Annotated in this window: 3 protein-coding genes and 1 pseudogene; 1 reads left to right on the forward strand and 3 read right to left on the reverse strand. The window is 42.6% G+C overall.

What is annotated here, in order from left to right; all coding sequences use genetic code 11:
* Positions 1-258: 258 nt before the first annotated feature.
* Positions 259-441: pseudogene (locus tag J1785_RS01695) on the forward strand (integrase); the annotation flags it as partial.
* Positions 442-561: 120 nt separating this feature from the next.
* On the opposite strand, the gene J1785_RS01700 reads toward J1785_RS01695, so the two are convergent.
* The 3 genes from J1785_RS01700 to J1785_RS01710 all read right to left on the reverse strand — a co-directional run.
* On the reverse strand, positions 562-1,347 hold the full coding sequence (locus J1785_RS01700; RefSeq protein WP_217137411.1) for an SDR family NAD(P)-dependent oxidoreductase: 786 nt from the start codon (positions 1,345-1,347) through the stop codon (positions 562-564).
* A gap of 11 nt (positions 1,348-1,358) precedes the next feature.
* Positions 1,359-2,147, reverse strand: a complete 789-nt coding sequence (locus tag J1785_RS01705) for an SDR family NAD(P)-dependent oxidoreductase (RefSeq protein ID WP_217137410.1) — start codon at positions 2,145-2,147, stop codon at positions 1,359-1,361.
* Between the two features lie 2 nt (positions 2,148-2,149).
* The coding region (locus tag J1785_RS01710) for an alpha/beta hydrolase fold domain-containing protein (protein ID WP_217218667.1) at positions 2,150-2,411 on the reverse strand (262 nt) is incomplete at its 5' end.

Genomic DNA, 2,411 nt, shown 5'->3' on the forward strand with positions numbered 1-2,411 from the left:
GAAATTCATCAGCAATATCATTGTGTGAAAGGAGATGTATTATGTCAGACAATCCAACTTGCCTAAACATTAGAGATGGAATTCCAGACTGGATAACTATCAGGGAGGCCGTAAAATTTCTCAATGGATTGAATGGGTGTAAAATAATAAAAATTGATTTTTATCGATTCGCGCTGCAAGGGAAAATTCGGTTTTCAATATATTTTCAACCCCCAGTAATGTAGCGCCCTGATAGGGTTGCCTATGGTCATAGGAGCCATTGAACGCCAGATGATCCAGCAGGAGCGTAACAACGTGCGGGCAGCGTATATACAAAAGGCGGAGCACCTGGAAGCCCGTAAAGCAATGATGCATTGGTGGTCGGATTATCTGAATGAATGCCGGGAAAAATATGTTCCCCCTTATATTTGGAGCAGCCAGAAAAATCATCATGCTGCCTAATCCAGTGATGAATCACTAGGAGAATAAAAAGATAGCAGATCCTCTCCCTTGAGGACCTGCTTTTTTAATAACACAATTTGGGTTGCTGGAGTGATGTCATTAATAAGATCACAAGGAGGTTCAGATAACACCGCGCAAAACTCCCCCGTCTACTCGCACGGCAGTACCTGTAGTGGCAGAAGCCCTATCGGAGCTGAGATAAACGATCAAATTAGCGACTTCCTCTGCGCTTGCCATTCGCCCCAAAAGAGACGTCGAACGCTCGTTACGAATGAAGATACGCCCAGCTTCTTCCAGAGGTACACTTTGATCAGGTACCATCTCTCTCACAAATTTTTGAACACCTTCACTCATTGTTGGACCGGGAAGTATGCTATTGACAGTTACGTTGCTATTTTTTACTGCTTCGGCAAATCCACGCGCTAATGTTAACTGAGCTGTTTTGGTTACAGCGTAATGGACCATCTCTGGAGGAACTTGAATGGCTGATTCACTGGAAACAAAGATCACTCGCCCCCAGCCGGTTTGTTGCATCTGCGCTATGTAATGTCGGGTGAGACGAACTCCACTCATGAAATTAATATTGATGAACTTTAACCATTCATCATCATCAATTTCCAAGATAGGCATCGGCGAAAAAATACCAGCATTGTTAATCAAAATATCTACCTGTGGTAATTTCTCAATCAATGTCCTACAACCTTCGGCTGTCCCTACATCAGCAAGAATGCCTTTACTCAGATCAGTAATACCAAGACGCTTTAGCGCTACCATCAGTTTATCCTGATTACGACCGTTGATATAAACATCCGCTCCAGCTTCCAATAAACCTTTTGCTGAAGCAAAACCGATACCGGAAGTCGCCCCAGTTACAAGGGCTTTTCTGTTAGAAATATCAATAATCATTTTCACCTCCTTTAAACAGTTGGGACAATACCGCCTTCCATTAAAATATTGGAACCAGACATAAATGCTGCTTTCTCGGAAGCCAGATAAACTATGAGATCGGCCACCTCATCCGGTGTACCAAGACGCCCCGCGGGCATTCCTATTTGATGTAAATATTGCTTCAGAGCACTTTCTCGGTCGGTTTCGTATTTTTTAGCCAGTGAATCAAGAATCCCTCCCGGCGCGTCATAAACAGGGGTACGGATAAAACCTGGAGAGACTACATTAGAACGCACCCCTAACGAGGTAAACTCACGAGATAGTGCTTTTGACAGTGAAACTACTGCTGACTTGAATACGCTATAGTCTGGAAGCAATGGATTTGGCATCACAGAAGCTTCAGAAGCTGTGTGAATAATCACTCCACTTTTCCGTGCCAACATATGAGGTAAGACAGCACGCGCTGTACGCACGTAGCCGAGGAAATTTAAGCTGAAAGTTTGCAACCAGTCTTCGTCTCTAACGCTGAGGAAACCTGTACGAACTTTTATGACTGCGGCATTGTTAATCAGAATATCAATCTGGCCAAAATAACGAATAGTTTCATCAACGATATACTGTGCGGCATTAGGCTCAGTCAAGTCTGCCTCTAACGGCAAAAAGTTTTTGTTTTTCTTCATCGCCTCGAATGGTACCGGATTAATGTCTGCACCAACAACACTACATCCAGAATTGAGCATCTTTTCAACTACACTGGCACCAATACCGGAAGCTGCACCAGTAATGAGCACCGTTTTTTTAGATAACTTCATATCCATAATCATTTCTCAGCAATTATATGTTTACCAGTGAATGAATCCTTTAACCTTTCTGCAGCAAAAACAATAGCCTCATTTGCAATAGAAAATTTATCAGGCATTAAGATAAAGTCATGAATGCTATCTTCCCAGCAACGAAGAACTACAGGCACTCCGGCCTCTTTTAGCTTTTGAGCATAAGTATGAGCATCATCACGTAATATGTCATACTCCGCTGTAATAATAGTTGCACTGCAAACATTTTTTAGTTGATAAGCATGGAGT

It is taken from the genome of Rahnella perminowiae (assembly GCF_019049755.1).
In the GTDB taxonomy this organism is placed as follows: Bacteria; Pseudomonadota; Gammaproteobacteria; order Enterobacterales; family Enterobacteriaceae; genus Rahnella; species Rahnella perminowiae.